General features: G+C 74.0%; 14 protein-coding genes. 6 read left to right on the top strand and 8 right to left on the bottom strand.

Annotated features, from left to right (window positions below):
- Nucleotides 1-36 precede the first annotated feature (36 nt).
- Complete coding sequence (locus tag ABT127_RS25755; RefSeq protein WP_351454485.1) at nucleotides 37-1,302, top strand: helix-turn-helix domain-containing protein; 1,266 nt, start codon at nucleotides 37-39, stop codon at nucleotides 1,300-1,302.
- A gap of 35 nt (nucleotides 1,303-1,337) precedes the next feature.
- Here ABT127_RS25755 and ABT127_RS25750 read toward each other — a convergent pair whose 3' ends face one another.
- Complete coding sequence (locus ABT127_RS25750) at nucleotides 1,338-1,913, bottom strand: TetR/AcrR family transcriptional regulator (protein WP_351454482.1); 576 nt, start codon at nucleotides 1,911-1,913, stop codon at nucleotides 1,338-1,340.
- Between the two features lie 256 nt (nucleotides 1,914-2,169).
- Between ABT127_RS25750 and ABT127_RS25745 the strand changes: the two genes are divergently transcribed.
- Both ABT127_RS25745 and ABT127_RS25740 read left to right on the top strand, forming a co-directional pair.
- On the top strand, nucleotides 2,170-2,586 hold the full coding sequence (locus tag ABT127_RS25745; protein WP_351454480.1) for a hypothetical protein: 417 nt from the start codon (nucleotides 2,170-2,172) through the stop codon (nucleotides 2,584-2,586).
- A gap of 163 nt (nucleotides 2,587-2,749) precedes the next feature.
- A complete protein-coding gene (locus tag ABT127_RS25740; RefSeq protein ID WP_351454477.1) occupies nucleotides 2,750-5,539 on the top strand; it encodes a helix-turn-helix transcriptional regulator in 2,790 nt (929 codons plus the stop codon).
- Nucleotides 5,540-5,608: 69 nt separating this feature from the next.
- Here the strand turns inward: ABT127_RS25740 and ABT127_RS25735 are convergent, their stop codons facing one another.
- The 6 genes from ABT127_RS25735 to ABT127_RS25710 all read right to left on the bottom strand — a co-directional run bounded on the left by ABT127_RS25735 (nucleotide 5,609) and on the right by ABT127_RS25710 (nucleotide 11,755).
- Nucleotides 5,609-8,410: an AAA family ATPase gene (locus tag ABT127_RS25735; protein ID WP_351454475.1), complete on the bottom strand. Its 2,802-nt coding sequence runs from the start codon at nucleotides 8,408-8,410 to the stop codon at nucleotides 5,609-5,611.
- A gap of 144 nt (nucleotides 8,411-8,554) precedes the next feature.
- Nucleotides 8,555-9,463: a YihY/virulence factor BrkB family protein gene (locus ABT127_RS25730; RefSeq protein WP_351454472.1), complete on the bottom strand. Its 909-nt coding sequence runs from the start codon at nucleotides 9,461-9,463 to the stop codon at nucleotides 8,555-8,557.
- The gene (locus ABT127_RS25725) at nucleotides 9,453-10,034 is read right to left on the bottom strand and encodes a hypothetical protein (RefSeq protein ID WP_351454469.1); all 582 of its coding nucleotides are present in this window, start codon (nucleotides 10,032-10,034) and stop codon (nucleotides 9,453-9,455) included. The genes ABT127_RS25730 and ABT127_RS25725 overlap by 11 nt, the downstream gene beginning before the upstream one ends.
- Nucleotides 10,034-10,990, bottom strand: coding sequence for a DUF6286 domain-containing Asp23/Gls24 family envelope stress response protein (locus ABT127_RS25720; RefSeq protein WP_351454466.1), 957 nt, complete (start codon nucleotides 10,988-10,990; stop codon nucleotides 10,034-10,036). Before ABT127_RS25720 ends, ABT127_RS25725 begins: the two co-directional genes overlap by 1 nt.
- Nucleotides 10,987-11,178, bottom strand: coding sequence for a hypothetical protein (locus tag ABT127_RS25715; RefSeq protein WP_351454832.1), 192 nt, complete (start codon nucleotides 11,176-11,178; stop codon nucleotides 10,987-10,989). The genes ABT127_RS25720 and ABT127_RS25715 overlap by 4 nt, the downstream gene beginning before the upstream one ends.
- Nucleotides 11,179-11,248: 70 nt before the next feature.
- Nucleotides 11,249-11,755: an Asp23/Gls24 family envelope stress response protein gene (locus ABT127_RS25710; RefSeq protein ID WP_351454463.1), complete on the bottom strand. Its 507-nt coding sequence runs from the start codon at nucleotides 11,753-11,755 to the stop codon at nucleotides 11,249-11,251.
- 217 nt (nucleotides 11,756-11,972) lie between these two features.
- Between ABT127_RS25710 and ABT127_RS25705 the strand changes: the two genes are divergently transcribed.
- Genes ABT127_RS25705 through ABT127_RS25695 form a run of 3 tightly spaced genes read left to right on the top strand, consistent with a single transcriptional unit; the run spans nucleotide 11,973 to nucleotide 13,524 of the window.
- Nucleotides 11,973-12,557 (top strand): RNA polymerase sigma factor, encoded by a 585-nt coding sequence (locus ABT127_RS25705; RefSeq protein ID WP_351454460.1) that lies wholly within the window; start codon nucleotides 11,973-11,975, stop codon nucleotides 12,555-12,557.
- Entirely contained in the window at nucleotides 12,554-13,177 is a 624-nt protein-coding gene (locus tag ABT127_RS25700; RefSeq protein WP_351454457.1) for an Asp23/Gls24 family envelope stress response protein, read from the top strand. The genes ABT127_RS25705 and ABT127_RS25700 overlap by 4 nt, the downstream gene beginning before the upstream one ends.
- Nucleotides 13,174-13,524: a hypothetical protein gene (locus ABT127_RS25695; protein ID WP_351454455.1), complete on the top strand. Its 351-nt coding sequence runs from the start codon at nucleotides 13,174-13,176 to the stop codon at nucleotides 13,522-13,524. Before ABT127_RS25700 ends, ABT127_RS25695 begins: the two co-directional genes overlap by 4 nt.
- 68 nt (nucleotides 13,525-13,592) lie before the next feature.
- Here the strand turns inward: ABT127_RS25695 and ABT127_RS25690 are convergent, their stop codons facing one another.
- On the bottom strand, nucleotides 13,593-14,555 hold the full coding sequence (locus tag ABT127_RS25690; protein ID WP_351454452.1) for a hypothetical protein: 963 nt from the start codon (nucleotides 14,553-14,555) through the stop codon (nucleotides 13,593-13,595).
- Nucleotides 14,556-14,610: the final 55 nt, after the last annotated feature.

Genomic DNA, 14,610 nt, shown 5'->3' with positions numbered 1-14,610 from the left:
GCGCGATCCGCCGCGCCACCGGCGGGCGAGGTGGGTATGGACAACAACACGTTCGGCCGGCTGTTGCGCGCGGCGCGGCAGCGCTCGCTGATGACGATGGAGGGCCTCGCCGAGGCGTCGGGAGTGAGCGGCCGGGCCATCAGCGACATGGAGCGCGGCCAGAGCCTGCCGCGCCCCTCGACCCTGAGCGAACTGATGGACGCGCTCGCCCTGGGCGACGACGAGCGGCACCGCCTGGCCCGGGCGGCCACCCGACGCGCGACACGGACCGTGCCCCCGCGTCAACTCCCGCCCGACCTGATGGCGTTCCGCGGCAGAACGGCCGCCCTCGCCGAGCTCCACCGACGCACCGAACCGATCGAGGTCTCCGGCGGGCACACCGTCATCGCTGCGATCGCCGGAATGGCGGGCATCGGCAAGACCACCCTTGCCGTCCACTGGGCCCACCACGTCGCGGACCGCTTCCCCGACGGCCGGCTCTACGTGGACTGCCGCGGCTTCGACACGGCCGCGAGCCCCCTGGATCCCGGTGCGGTGCTCGGCGGTTTTCTGCGCGCGCTCGGTGTGCCGAACGGCGACATACCCGCCGCCACCGAGCAGCGCAGCAGCCTGTTCCGGGAACGGACCGCGTCCCGGCAACTGATCGTCGTACTCGACAACGTACGGGACTCCGCCCAGGTCAGGCCGCTCCTGCCCGGTTCCGCGGAATCACTGACCCTCATCACCTCACGCAACCAGCTGTCCGGCCTCGCCGCGACCGAAGGCGCCTCGGTGCTCCAGCTGGACGTGTGGACACCGGACGAGGCGTACGCGGCCCTGGCCGCGCGGATCGGTGAACGGCGCTGCCGCGCGGAACCCGAGGCCGCCGCCGAACTCGTCGAGCTGTGCGGCCGGCTGCCGCTCGCCGTCGCCGTGGTCGCCGCACAGCTCGGCGCGGCACCCCGACTGCCCCTGCGCCTCGCGGTCGCCGAACTGCGCGCCACCCAGCCGCGGCTGGACGGTCTGACCACCGACGATCAGCGCGTGGACGTCCGGACCGCCTTCGCCGGCTCGTACCGGACGCTCGACGACGCGACGGCCCGGTTCTTCCGGCACGTGGCACAGAACCCGGGGCCCGTCGTGACCACGGAGGCCGCCGCCGCCCTCGCCGCGGTAGGACTGCCGCAGGCGCGGGGCCATCTGCGGGCGCTCATCTCGGCCGGCCTGATCGCACGGGACGCCGACGGCCGCCACGTCCTGCACGACCTGGTCAGGGCCTACGGCAGCGAACTGGCCGACCGGGCCGACGACGTCGCCCCGTGACCCCGCCGACCCCGGTGCGGGGTCCGGCCCGGCGCTCAGTCCAGGGCACGCAGCGCCCCGGCCACCGCCGACTCCAGAAAGACCCGGCCGGCCCGCGCGTTGCCCATCACATGCAGTCCCTGTACGAACGTGGTCAGGAAACGGGCCAGCTCCGCCGGGTCGTGCGCGGCACGCAGCTCGCCCCGCGCCCGTGCGCGCCGCAGCGCGTCGGCGAGCAGGTGTTCCACGGCGGCCAAGGCCGCCCGTACCCGCTCCACGGTGACCGCGTGCCCCGCGCGTTCCGTGGCGGCGTTGACCAGCAGACAGCCCAGTTCCGGGTCCGCGAGGTCCGACGCCGCCAGCGCGAGCAGCAACTCCCGCACGGTGACGCGGATGTCGTCGTCCGCCTTCAAACGCTCCGCGAAGTGCCGGACCAGGTCGGCACAGTATTGGTCGAGAGCGCGCGCGTAGAGCCCTTCCTTGGAGGCGAAGGCGGCGTAGAGACTGCCGCTTCCGATGTGCAGGCGGGTTGTCAGCTGTGGCATGGATGTGGCGTGGAACCCCTGCCGGCGGAAGAGACCCGTCGCCCGCTCCACTGCCAGGCCGGTGTCGAATCCGCGGGGGCGAGCCATGTGTGTCCTCTTCGTCCAGGTGTCACGCGCACACCGGACTGTCCCAGAACGGACGGCGGACGGCATGAGTCGATCGACTGCATGTCTGTGCCCCGCCCGGGCAGGTTCTCGAATTGACCGGTGAAGTAAACGGTGGGGCTGTACTTCCGGCCTTCCGGGTCGGCATGGTGGAGCCCGCACACTTGCCCAGCCGCCCGCCCGGCCCGAGAACCGCGACAGGCCCGACGGCATCGACGGAAACGGTCCGAGGACACACATGCACCTGCATCTGAAGTATCCGCTGGAACCCGACAGCGCACCTCGGCATGCGGCGGCCGTCGTCGAGGCGGCCCTGGACATCAGCGGCGCCGAGCTGGACTACAGTCCCGGCAGCATCGAACTCGTCGAGGACATCGTCGACAGCTTCCGCAGCGACGGAGCGACCTGCGACGAGATGGCCGAGTCCCTCGCCGAATTCGGCTGCTACGTCGGCGAGATCCTGGTCCGGCACGCGGGCGGCGCCTGGCGTCACGCACCCGCCGGCCGCCACCCGGTACCGCTCGTCGTGGAGCTGCCCGGACCGCGCCGGTGCCACCCGGTCACGTGGGTCTTCCGACGGCTGGAGCACGGGCCCGACGTCAGCATCCGCGCTCTGTACGCGACGGCCGTCCACGAGAAGGCGGCCGACAGGTGACCTGAGGTGTGCACACCTCACTGGTAGGATCCGAGCGGATCCGAGAGCCGTCGGACCGCCGTGTGTCACACCTGTCGAAGACACCTGACACATCACATTCTTCAGCACACCTGATGACACGCTTGTGGCTCCGTGGGGGAGCGCCGGGGCAGGGGAGGACGCCATGAGTGCGCACGGGCAGTCCGACGACAGCACGCTGATCGGCCGCGCGCACGAGCGCCGTCTGGTGGAGGAGATGCTGGACGCCCTGCCCGGCGGCGGCCGGGTCCTGCGTCTCACCGGCGGACCGGGTTCCGGCAAGACCGCTCTCGTCCGGTTCGCCATGCGGGCCGCCGCGCAGCGCGGCACACGCGTCCTGTCGGTGACCTGGGCCCCGGCCGAGCAGGACCTCGCCCATGCCGCCCTGCACGGTCTGCTCCACCCGTTGCTGCCCCACCTAGGAGAGTTGCCGGGCCCCGAACGGGCCGCGCTGGCCTCGGCGTTCGGGGAGGTTCACGGCGAACCGGAACCGGCCGTCCTGGCCCGCGCCGCGCTCCGGCTCATCTCCCGCGCCCCGGGGCCCGTCCTCGTCTGTGTCGACGACCTCGACCGCCTCGACCCCGCAAGCCGGGACACCCTCCGGGCGATGATCCACCTGTGCCACGGCACCCGGGCCGGCATCCTCGTCACCGAACGCGCCGCGTCCGCCGACCGCCTCCCCGAGGACGCCCTCACCGTCGCCCTGTCCCCGCTCTCCGCCCGCGAGGCCCGTGACCTGGTCTGCCGCCGGGGCCGCGCCCAGGCCCACACGGAGGAAGAGCTCATCCTCGCCGTGGCCGGGGGCAACGCCCTCGCCCTCACCGAACTGTCCCTCAGCGGCACCGGCCTGCGGGAAGCGGCCGGGTTCGGCATGCTCCCGGCGACCCCGTGTCTGGCCGAGGCCTTCGCCGACGACCTGCGCACCCTGTCCGCCCGGGGCAACGCCGTACTCCTCACCGCGGCACTGAGCACCTCCCCTCTCGTCCCGGAGATCCTCGACGCGAGCGCCCGTCAGCTGGGCGGCGCGGAACACGCGCGAGCGGGTCTCGACGAGGCCGTGGCGCGCGGCCTCATCGTTGTGGAGCCGCTGGAGTTGGTACAGCCCGGAGAGTCCGTGGGGCCCGCGGATTCAGTCGGACAACTGGGCGCACCCGAGGCACAACCCCACCTGCGCTTCACGCAGCCCCTGCTCCGTGTCGCCGCCCTCCACCGTGAGCCCGCCACCCGCCGCATGACCGCGCACGCGGCACTCGGCCGGAGCATCGCCGACCCCACCCGCGCCGCCTGGCACGCGGCCCAGTGCGCGACCGGCACCGACGAGGAACTCGCCCGGCGCGTCGAGTCGCTGGCCGAGGGCCCCTGGCCGGACACCACCCTGCTGGTCGCGCTCGCCGTGCTGGAGACCGCGGCACGGCTCTCCCCGGACCCCGAGCACCGGGCGGGCCGACTGCTGCGCGCCGCCGAACTGGCCTGCCACTACGGCCTCGGTGAACAGGCCCGGCAGTACGCCCGCGGGATCGACCCCGCCGAACTCGGCGACCTCGGCCGGGCCATGCTCCTGTGGCTCCACGACCTCCTGCCCGGAAACCCCCCGGTCGGCGCCGAACGGATCGGCCAACTCTGCGCCGCCGCGCGCTCGGTGGCCGCCGGTCATCCGGCACTCGCCCGGAAACTCCTGCACGCGGCCGCCGGCCGCTGCTGGTGGGAACAGGCCGCCACCCCCGAACGCGACCTGGTCGTCGCCACCTTGAAGGAACTGCGCACCCCGCCCTGGCAGCCACGCGAACTCGCCGCCCTGGCCCTCACCGACCCGCTCTCGATCAGCCACACACCCCTGCGCGTATCGGAACCGCCCACCCCAGACGAACAGCTCATCCTCGGCCAGGTCGCCCACCTCACCGGCGACCTCGAACGTGCCGGTGAACTCCTCGAAGCCGCCGAACGAGCCGCCCGGGCCACCGGACGCCACGGACGGCTCCCGCACATCCTCGGTGCCCGCGCCCTCGGCGAGATCTGGCTCGGCACGCAGTGGCGGACCGCGCACGACATGGCCGAGGAGGCCCGCACCGTCGCCGTCCGGCTGCGCCTCGACAACTACGCGGCCCGTGCCACCGGCGCCCTCGGCCTCATCGAAGCGCTCCAGGGCCACCACGACCAGGCACTGGAACACGCGGCCGCCATCGAGGGAGCCTCCCGGCACCTCGCACAGGGCCAGCACCTCAACCTCGCCACCCTCACCCGCGTACTGACCGCGTCCGGATCGGGACGCTACGCCGACGCCTACACCCAACTGCGGTCCTCGTTCACCCGGCTGACCACGCCGTACTCGTTCCAGCAGTTCTGGGGCCTGGCCTTCTTCGTCGAAGCCGCCCTGCCCGCGGGCGAGACCGAGGACGCCAGAACCGTCGTCAAGGAGATCGCCGACCGCACCGGCGGCGGACGGGCACCGCTGCTCCGGCAGATCCTCGCCTACGCCGACGCGGCCCTCGCCCCGGACGAGGAGGCGGAAGCCCGCCACCGCGCGGCCCTCGACGGCGACATCGCCCGCTGGCCGCTCCTGCACGCCATGACCCGCCTGAACCACGGGGTGTGGCTCAGGCGCCGCCGCCGCGTCGTCGAGTCCCGCGCACCCCTCACCGTCGCCGAGTCCCTCTTCAGGTCCCTCGGCGCCACCTCCCGCGCCGACCTCGCCGCCTCGGAACTGCGCGCCGCCGGCCGCACCGACACGCCGCCCGGCCAGGACAGCCCGGCCGCGGCCCTCTCCCCACAACAGCTCACCATCGCCCGCCTGGCCGCCGACGGCCTGACCAACCGCGCCATCGGCGAACAACTCCACCTGTCCGCCCGCACCGTGGCCTCACACCTCTACCAGATCTTCCCCAAACTGGGTGTCAGCTCCCGCGCCCAGCTCGCGCAGCGAACAGACCTGCACTGACCAAGTGGCAACCGGTTCCGTTCCTCCGTCCACCTACCGCACACTGGCGGCCTCCGCGCGCGTACGGGTTCACGCCTCGGCGTGCTCCTCGGCCGACCGCAGCACTCCCGACAACTGGGACCGCGCCGTCACACCGAGCCGGGGAAAGATCCGGTAGAGGTAGGCGCCGATCGTGCGCGGGGAGAGTCCCAGCTCCTGGCCGATCTGCCGGTTGGACAGACCCCGCCCCGCGAGCCGGGCGATCCGCAGCTCCTGCGCGCTGAGCAGCCCGGCCGCCGGGGCGGGGCGCGCGCCGCCCGCCGTGGCGGAGTCCGTCCGCTGCCCCGACGCCCGTAGCTCCTCGGTGATGCGCGAGACCCGGGCCTCCGCCCCCATCATGGCGAACGTGGCCGCCGCCTGACGCAACGTCACGCGGGAGTCGGTGAACTCGTGCCGGCGCCGCAGCCACCGCCCGTGCGCCAGCCGCAACGACGCCTCGAGGAACGGCCGGTGCGCCAGATCCATGCGGAAGGCCCGCTCGTACAGGGCCGCCGCGCTCTCGTCGTCCGCCAGGATCGCCTGCGCGACGGCCAGTTCGACCGCGACGAGCGGGGCCCGTTCCGGCCCCAGGTCCCGTTCCAGCGCGAGCAGGCGGGTGCGGGCCGTCCCGGCCGCGTTCACCGCGGCCGCCGCCTCCGCGAACACCACGAGAGCGAACAGGGCCGGGGTGCAGCGTGCGGGATCGGCGAGGAGGCGCGAGAGAGTGGCGTGACCGGCGGCCACGTCACCGCTCTCGACCTGTGCCCATCCGGTGCCGACGGCGACGATCTCGTCCAGCGCGCTCACCGGCCGCCGGCCCGCGGCGAGGGCGCCGGCGTCGACCGGCTCCGCCACCGTGCCCGTACGCAGCGCACGCGTCAGGCGTTCGAGGATCTCCGCCCCGGCCGCGTCGTCGCTCAGCGCGTTCCGCTCCGCCTCCTCGCGCGACCTGCGGAACGCCGTCTCGGCCTGCTCCCAGTCACCCGTCACCAGGTGCGCGAGCCCCTGCCAGAGCACGGTGGCGGGCAGCCGGTCGGACAGGCCGTGGAACAGACACAGCCGCTCGGCCTGCCGGTGCAGATCCAGCGCCTCGAGCGGTGCGCCGGCGCGCAGCGCCGCCTCTCCCAGCCGTTCGAGATCACGAATGGCAACGATGTCAGAGTCCCGGGATGTCAGCCGTGCGAGGACCGTGGCGGCCCGCCGGACCGGCGCCGCGCTCGCCATGGCGTGCAGCAGACGCGGATCGCGGGCGACGTCCGACGGCAGAGCGTCCAGGTAGCCGAGGAGCGCGTCCGCCCGCTCCCGGTCGTCGGTGAGGTGCGGCGCGACGAGGTGGGCGAGTTCCAGGGCGCTGTCCGTCTCGTCCGCCCCCACCGGCCGCGGCCAGTCGTCGGGGTCCACCGTCGGGCCGTCGCCGTCGAGCCGTGTCAGCGTCTCGGCGTACAGGGAGCCGAGCGGTCCGAGCGGATGGTCGAGCGCGCGGCGTGCCAGCGTCCGGGACGTGCGTGTCCACCCGGCGCCCTGGGCCAACTGGGCGGCCCGCAGCAGGCAGCGCCCCTGGTCCTCCGGCGCGCTGTACAGAGCGGCCGCGCGCCGCAGCAGGCGCAGCGCCATCGCCGGTTCGTTCTGCCGCAGGGCGGAGCGGTGGGCGTCCTCCAGGCGGGCGGCGAGTCGTGGATCGAGGTCCTCCACGGACTGGGACAGGTGCCACAGCTGCCGCACCGAGTCCCGGGTGAGTTCCGCGGCGAGCGCCGCGTGCGCGCGACGGCAGTGCGCTCGGCCCGTGCCGTGCGCGACGGCGCCGGCCACCGCGGGATGGGTGAACTCAAGGCGTGTGCCGTCGAAGACGACGAGGCCCTGCCGCTCGGCGGGCGCCACGACGGAGAAGCCGAGCGGGTCGCCGCCCCGCATCCGGGACGCCGCCGACAGCAGCAGGGGGATGTCCGCCGTCGGATGCAGCGCCGCCACCAGGAGCAGATCGCGCGTCGCCGACGGAAGCCGCGCCGCTCCCGGGGCCAGCGCTGCCGCCAGCCGGTCGGAGGAGGCGGGCAGATGGGGGAACGGGTCCTCGGAGCGGGCGGGGAGTTCGAGGAGCGCCAACGGGTTCCCGGCGGCCCGCGCCATCAGGTCGCGCACCGCCTGCGGATCGTGCCCGGGCCGCCGCGCCGCGAGCAGCGCGGCGGACTCGGCCGGGGTCATGGGATCGAGGGACAGCTCCGGGAGACCCGTCGGAAGCAGGGGGCCCGCGGGATGCGCACGGGACGTCATCAGCAGCCCCAGGGGATGCCGGTCGACGCGGCGGGCGATGAACGTGAGCACGTCGGCGCTGGGGGAGTCCAGCGCGTCCCAGTCGTCGACCGCGATCAGCAGCGGCCGCGCGACGCCGACCGACTCCAGGACCCTCAGCACGGTGAACGGCAGCCGGGCCCGGTCCCGCCGACCGGGCGCACCGTCGACCAGCAGTTCCTCGAGCGCCCCCAGGTGTCCGCTGTCCGACGGCAGACGCGCGTCCCCGAGCAGGGGCCACAGCATCTGCAGCAAGCCCGACAGATCCGACGGGGTGCTGCCCCGCACACCCGCGCAGCGCAGGACGGACATCCCCGCGGCCGCCCCCAGGGCGACGCCCGCCTCCAGCAGCTCCGACTTGCCCGACCCCGCCGCGCCGCGGATCACTCTGGCCGCCCCGCCCGAAGAGGCCTCCCGCACGAACGACCGCAGTCGCGCCAGATGCGTCTCGCGGCCGATGAGCCGGCCCGGCCCCGCCGGGGCGTGGCCCGGTGCGCCGACGGGCTGCCGGGTGCGGCGGCCGAACTCAGGCCCCGCTGCGGACAAGGTGTCGATCCGGGTGTTCATGGGCGCTCCCTGTTCCAGGACACCGAAAACTCCCGACCGCACACGGGGAGCCCTCTCGTCGTGGATCCCATCCCACCGGACGGCGCCGCGCGGCAACAGGCAGTTCGCATGCAGCTTGCCCCGCGCGCCCCGGCCCGGCGCGGGTCAGCCGTCGGTCCGCCGCTCCTGCGCGGTGAGCTCGGCCGTGAACTGCGCACCGGCGAGCAGTGCCAGATTCGACAGCCACAGCCAGATCAGGAAGACCACGGCACCGGCGAGGGACCCGTAGAGCCTGCTGTACGTGCTCAGCACGGACGCGTACAGGGCGAACCCGGCGGAGACGACGAGCCACAGGGCCGACGCCAGAATGCCGCCGGGAATGCTGTGGCCGCGCACCCGGGCCGCGACCGGGCCGGTGTGGAAGACGATGACGACCAGCAGGGCGACCACCCCCAGCAGCATGGGCCAGCGCAGCAGACTCCATGCCCAGGCGGCCTCGGTGCCGAACCCGAGGGTGCGGCCGAGACTCTCGGCGACGGGCCCGGTCAGCAGCAGCACGAGGGAGCTCAGCACCAGCAGGCCGAGCAGTGCCAGCGCGGTGATCAGGATGCGGTGGGCCTTGTGCCAGGGCGAGCGGTGGTCCGCCACCCGGTGCATGCGGTGCAGCGCGCGGCGGAACACCGCGAGGTAGCTGGACGCGGACCACAGGCCGCTCACCAGGCCGGCGATCAGCAGGGTCCACGCGGCCGTGCCGCCCCGCAGGGTCCGGGACAGCACGTCGTGGAGCTGTGTGCCCGACTCCGCCGGCGCGTAGGCGGTGACATGGGCGACGAAGGCCTCCGCCGTGCCCGGACTGATCAGGCTGAACCCGATGGCGGTGACCAGCAGCGAGGGCAGCACGGCGAGGATCGCGTAGTAGGTGAGGGCGGCCGCGTAGTCCGACACGTCGTCGCGCCACATCGAGAGGGGTGTGCGCCGCAGAGCGGCGCGCCACTCCGGGGGAATGCGGGCGGCCCGCCATCTCGCTGTGAACGAGCGCGGGCGGCCGGCGGAGGCGTGGGGTTCAGCGGACATGAGGCCTTCGGTGAGAGCGGCTGGTGAACCGGATGTGGGTCCGGAAACGGTACGGGCTGAGCACGGTCTCCGTGTCGTGCGCGAGGCCGGTCAGGGCAGGCAGCACGGTGTGCGGAGAGGTGTCCTCCCGAAGTCGTACCCGCAGGACGACATCCAACCGCTGTCGCCGCACCCGGATACGGGCCCGGCACCCCGCGACCCCGTCGACGGCCGTCGCCCCGCGGACGAGTGCGTCCTCCAGCGCCCGGGTCCGCAGACCGCTGTGCGGCGCGGGCAGCGGCACCAGACGGCGGAATCCGCTGCCCAGCTGGCGCAGGCTCACGCAGGCGAGGAGCAGCGTCGCGACGATCGACACCGCCATGAGGGTCGGCGTCCACCAGCCCTGCTCGCGCAGCGTGGCGAGCCGGCCGGCCGGCACGACCGGGGTGTGCGGACCGGGAAGGTGCCACCGTCCCGGCAGATCGGGGGCCCATGTCGCCCCGCCCGCCGACAGCCGGACGGCCGCCGCGAGCAGCACCGCGCCGAGCACGGCGAGCACGAGCCGGTTGAGGATCGTACGGCTACGGGGCATCAGCTGACCTCTCCTTCGACACGTGTGTCCGGCGCCGGGAGCCGCTCCGTACCGGCGGGTTCCCAGGACTCGTCCGGGCGGACCCGGACCCGGAGCTTCAGCGGGCGCCTCAGGTCACATCCGTCCAGCACCGCGCGTGCCGCCTCCCGCACCGCGTCCCGCGCCGTGTCCCGCGGGCCGAAGGCGAGCCGGGCCCGGACCGCGGCACGCCGACGCCGCACCCGGACCCGCACCGGCCCGATGCCGGGCACATCGCTCACCGCGTCGCGCACCAGCAGCGCGACCGCCGCCCGGTCCACGGCCGCCCGCACCCGTGGATCGGACGACGACACGGTGAGCAGCCCCCGACGGCCCGGTGCGAGCGCCAGGAAGATCATTCCGATACCGAGCACGGCGAGCAGAACGGCCCCCATGCGCACGGCCGGATCGGCGGAGCCGTGCCCCGTCAGCCAGTGCACGGACTCCGTGCGCCACGGCGCGGCGGGACGGTGGGCGAGGTGCACCAGGACGAGATCGAGCGCGAGGGCGCCGCAGAGCGCGGTGAGGGCCAGTGTGCACAGGCCCGTCGGCAGCCTGCGCGGCGACCACCACCGCAGCGGCGTCCGCCCGCCGGACAGCTGCGCGTCGGGCAGCGGGGCGCTCCATCCGGGCCGCGCGGGGAGCAGCGCGGTGACCCCGACGCGCGGGGCGTCGACATGCAGTCCCGTCAGCTCCCGGGTGCGGTCCGCGACATGGGACTGCACCCGGCGGACCGTGTCGGACAGGGACGCCTGGCAGGGGAGGGCGACCTCCAGCGCGACGTCCGCACGTCGCCCGCGCACGGTCGCCGACCCCTTCGCCGTGTCCTCTCCGCGACGGGCGCCCGCCGGTACCGCCTCGACGGCGGCCCGCTCGGCGATCTTGCGCACCGCCCGCTCGGACACGACCGTCGTGCCCCGCCCGGCGGCCGTGGTCATCGACGGCTCCGCTCGTAGGCGTCACGCAGGTCCTGGAGGCGGCCGCCGCCGTCGGACCAGTGGCCCGCCGCGGCTCCCAGACCGCCGAGCGCGGCCACGAGCAGGAACGCCCCGAAGCCCCCGAAGTACCCCGCGAAGGCCAGTGCCATGCCGGCGGCCATCCCGGCGAACGCCCTGTTCACTGCCACTTCCATCCCCTCTCGCCCGGCGTTCTCACGCGCCGGTCACCGGTCGCCGACTGCTGTGCACGCGGACCGGTCACTCCACGCGGGAGTCCACGGCCGGGGCCTCGGAGTCGTCCTCGGGCAGGTGGACGTCGTTGATCGTCACGTTCACCTCGACGACCTCCAGGCCGGTGACGCGCTCGACCGCGGAGATGACGTTCTCGCGCACGTCGCGCGCCACGTCCGTGATCGGGACGCCGTACTCCACGACGAGGTCCAGATCGATGGCGGTCTGCCGCTCGCCGACCTCGACCTTCACCCCGCGGCCCACGTTCGGACGGCCGCCCGGCACCCGGTCGCGCACCGCGCCGATGGTGCGCGACAGACCCCCGCCCATGTCGTGGACCCCGGGGATCTCCCGTGCCGCGATGCCGGCCACCTTCACCACGACGACATCCGCGATGGAGGTCCTGCCGCGGTCCGCGGCGGGCTGGTCGGCTCCGGTGGCTCCGCCGGAGACCGCCGTGGTGCGCACCGACGGCCCCGTGCGCACCGCCGGGACGTCCTTGGCGGCCGGCGCGGTCTGCGTGCTGGTGGTCATGATGTGGCCTTCTTCCTGTCACGGATCACTGGCTGTTCGGTTGCGCTTGCTCCGATAGACCCGCCTCCGCCGCATCTGTGACGCGGCGGAGCGAAGAATCTTTCTCCGCCGCGCCGGACGGAACCGGCGACCGGCGCCGACCTGCCCGAAAATGCCGCGTAACAGAACGCCGCCCGGGTGTGTCCAACCAGCAGGACGAAACGAGAGGAGCCGCCCAGTGGCGGGCGCCCGCATCGACACCGCACTGCCGGACGGCAGGGGCGCGAGGGACGACACCCTTCTGGTGGCCCGAGCCGCCGAAGGGGACGAGGACGCCTTCGCGGCCCTCGTGCAACGTCACGCCCCTGCGCTGATCCGGCTCGCGACCCGCCTGCTCGGTACCCGTACGGAGGCCGAGGACGCCGTGCAGGACGCCCTCATCAGCGCCTGGCGGCGGTTGCCCGAGTTCCAGGGCCAGGCATCCTTCGGCACCTGGACGTACCGCATCGTCACCAACCGCTGCCTCAACGTCCTGCGCGGCCGCCGGCCCGCCGCACCCCTGGAGTCGGCGGGGGAGGTGGCCGCGCCCGAGCATGCGGTGTCACCGGCCCGGATCGCCGAGGGACGCGACGCGGTACGCGAACTGAGCCGGGCCCTCGACCAGCTGTCGGCCGAACAGCGCGCCTGCTGGGTGTTGCGCGAACTGGACGGCCGGTCCTACGAATTCATCGCGGACGCGGTCGGTATCAGCCAGGAGGCTGTCCGCGCCCGCGTCTTCCGTGCACGACGCTGTCTGACACAAGCGATGGGGGCCTGGCGATGACCGCTCACACAGAACCGCCCAACCCGCACGACGACCTGGCGGACGACGAGCGGCTCGCCTGCGGCCGGCCGCTGTCCTGGGTCTGGGAGTCGTGGGAGGAGCAGTCCGACGATCCCCACCTGCGCACCTGCCCCCATTGCCAGGAGGCCGTGGGTGACCTCGACCGGCTGGAGAGCGCGGTCCGGGAGCTGCGCGAGGAGCCCGTGGACGCCGGGTACGACGCGTCGACGCTGACCCGGCGGGTCATGGACGTCGTCCGCCTCGAACTGCGTCCCGGTCGCCCGCTGCCGCTCGGCGGGCCGGACGAGGACCTGTGGGTCATGGAGGCGGTGGCGGCCCGGACCCTGCGGGAGGCGGCCGAGTCGGTGGCCGGCGTCCAGGCCGGCTCCTGCCGGCTGCGGCCCGCCGACGGTGCGGGCGCCGACCGTGTCGAGGTCCGCCTGGAGATCCACGCACCGGCCGACGCCCACCTCCCGGACCTCGCGGAGGACGTCCGTGCCCGGGTACGGGACGCGGCGGACCGGCGGCTCGGCATGGAGATCGCGTCGGTGGACATCCGTGTCACCGACCTCACCGACCTCACCGACAGCACCGACGATCAGGAAGGCGGCGGACGATGACCCGGCTCACCGTGCCCGGCACTCTCTCCGAGGGCATCGCCCGGGCCGTGGCGGACCTGCCCGACGTCGCCTTCCTCAAGCCCGGCCTCGCCGGCCGGCTGCGCACCGCGCTGTCCCGCCCGGAGCCCGCGGATCCGGTTCCGTCATCGGCAGGCGTACGGCTGACCGGGCCCGCCGACGGCACCGGACCCTGGCACGTCGAGATCCAGCTCGTCGCGCGCGGACGGGCCCGCACCGTGGACGTCGCCCGCGCCGCCCGCCGCGCGGCCGAGGAGCACCTCGCGGCGGCCCTTCCGGAGCAGGCCGCCCCGGCCCACGTCACGGTGACGGTCACCGGACTGGTCTGAGCGGACGGAACGGGTGCGGGGGAGGACGAGAACGGTGCCCGTGACGCCCATACCCGCACCCGCTCACCTCAGGCGAAGTAGTGCACGGTTCCGCGCAGCGCAGGTTCCGCGTCCTCGCAGTGCTGCACGAACGTCGCCGCGAACGCGGTCACCTCGCCGGTGGCGCGGTCGGTGACCAGCCGGGTCAGCCTGAACTCCCCGGTGAGGGTGTTGCAGCCGCGCTTCAGGCCGTCGACGTCCAGGGCCGCGATCCCCTGCCCCCTGAACCGTTCGGCCCGGTAGACCTTGCCGACGACGAACTTCTCGCCCTCCGGCGGCTCCAGTCGCACCGACCAGGTGGCCCGCTTCCCCGAGGCGGTGTACTCGATGGTCCGGTCCGTCCCGCGCACGCCGAACGTGCTCGTCGCCCCCGTGTACGAGCCCGTGGTGCCGTTGCCCACGTGGTCGCCGGGATCACTGGTGTAGCCGTACGAGAGGGGCTGCGCGCGGTACTTGACGCGGCCCTTGAGCGGCGGGGCGTCCGCGGTCTCGCAGTGCTGGGTGAAGGTGGCGTCCAGCAGGGTCACCTGGCCGTCCGCGTCGTGCGCGACCTGGTGCACCGTGAAATCGCCGTACACCTCGTTGCAGCCGTGCCCGTTGCCGGTGACCGCGAGGCCCGGCGAGCGTCCGGTGCGGAAGGCGGCGCGTTCGGCGTCGCGGTAGACCCCGGGGGTCAGCAACTCGCCCTGGGCACCCGCGAACTCGATCATCCAGTCGGTGTCGCCGTCGGAGACGAAGACCCGGATGAGGCCCGGATCGACCTCGACGGGGTTGAGGGCGGAGATGCCGTCCTGCGGAGCGGTGAACGTGCCGCTGCGGCCCTGGCCGATGAAGTCGCCGGGGCTGCTGGTGTAGCTGAAGGACGTGACCGGCGCGGTGCCCGCGCTCGCGGCGGCCGCGGGAGTGGGCACGGTGGCGACCGCCGCGGCCAGCAGCAGGGTGAGCCCGACCCCGGTCGCGACGCGCCGCCATAAGCCGATGAGTCTTCGCATGTCTGGTCCCCTCCTGTGAAGATCCCGTGCGGATCGGGGACCCGTGTACCCGGAA

It is taken from the genome of Streptomyces sp. NPDC001904, from assembly GCF_040297005.1.
GTDB lineage: Bacteria > Actinomycetota > Actinomycetes > Streptomycetales > Streptomycetaceae > Streptomyces.
The sequence above is the reverse complement of the archived record's forward strand: the minus strand, read 5'-3'. Positions and strand labels throughout refer to the sequence as shown.

What these genes read in the sequence shown, in the direction of transcription:
- ABT127_RS25735 (WP_351454475.1), bottom strand. Translation starts at nt 8,410, where the DNA reads ATGAACACCCGGATCGACACCTTGTCCGCAGCGGGGCCTGAGTTCGGC.
- ABT127_RS25740 (WP_351454477.1), top strand. Translation starts at nt 2,750, where the DNA reads ATGAGTGCGCACGGGCAGTCCGACGACAGCACGCTGATCGGCCGCGCG.
- ABT127_RS25755 (WP_351454485.1), top strand. Translation starts at nt 37, where the DNA reads ATGGACAACAACACGTTCGGCCGGCTGTTGCGCGCGGCGCGGCAGCGC.
- ABT127_RS25690 (WP_351454452.1), bottom strand. Translation starts at nt 14,555, where the DNA reads ATGCGAAGACTCATCGGCTTATGGCGGCGCGTCGCGACCGGGGTCGGG.
- ABT127_RS25720 (WP_351454466.1), bottom strand. Translation starts at nt 10,990, where the DNA reads ATGACCACGGCCGCCGGGCGGGGCACGACGGTCGTGTCCGAGCGGGCG.
- ABT127_RS25700 (WP_351454457.1), top strand. Translation starts at nt 12,554, where the DNA reads ATGACCGCTCACACAGAACCGCCCAACCCGCACGACGACCTGGCGGAC.
- ABT127_RS25745 (WP_351454480.1), top strand. Translation starts at nt 2,170, where the DNA reads ATGCACCTGCATCTGAAGTATCCGCTGGAACCCGACAGCGCACCTCGG.
- ABT127_RS25750 (WP_351454482.1), bottom strand. Translation starts at nt 1,913, where the DNA reads ATGGCTCGCCCCCGCGGATTCGACACCGGCCTGGCAGTGGAGCGGGCG.
- ABT127_RS25730 (WP_351454472.1), bottom strand. Translation starts at nt 9,463, where the DNA reads ATGTCCGCTGAACCCCACGCCTCCGCCGGCCGCCCGCGCTCGTTCACA.
- ABT127_RS25725 (WP_351454469.1), bottom strand. Translation starts at nt 10,034, where the DNA reads ATGCCCCGTAGCCGTACGATCCTCAACCGGCTCGTGCTCGCCGTGCTC.
- ABT127_RS25695 (WP_351454455.1), top strand. Translation starts at nt 13,174, where the DNA reads ATGACCCGGCTCACCGTGCCCGGCACTCTCTCCGAGGGCATCGCCCGG.
- ABT127_RS25710 (WP_351454463.1), bottom strand. Translation starts at nt 11,755, where the DNA reads ATGACCACCAGCACGCAGACCGCGCCGGCCGCCAAGGACGTCCCGGCG.